Annotated in this window: 1 protein-coding gene; it reads left to right on the top strand. The window is 38.0% G+C overall.

Features of this window, described 5'->3' with window-relative positions; genetic code table 11:
* On the top strand, positions 1 to 213 hold a 213-nt coding region (locus tag ON062_RS13765; RefSeq protein WP_274647710.1), incomplete at both ends, for a hypothetical protein.

Raw genomic sequence — 213 nt, 5'->3', positions numbered from 1 at the left:
GGAATAGATTGGCAGACACTTAATTTAAGTGAAATTCAAACACGTCAAGTCCAAAATATTTTATCTGCTTCTATAGACGCTCAATCTTCTTTAGACCTTTTTATTGAACTTTTAGAGATAACTGAAACGCGATTACATGTGACTAATTTGGCTTTAGAGATGGCAGCCTGTATTACCCCTGCCAACTTTGGGGTCTTGGGTTATATGGCGTCC

It is taken from the genome of Microbacterium sp. C7(2022) (assembly GCF_028823665.1).
Lineage (GTDB): Bacteria > Actinomycetota > Actinomycetes > Actinomycetales > Microbacteriaceae > Microbacterium.
The sequence above is the reverse complement of the archived record's forward strand: the minus strand, read 5'-3'. Positions and strand labels throughout refer to the sequence as shown.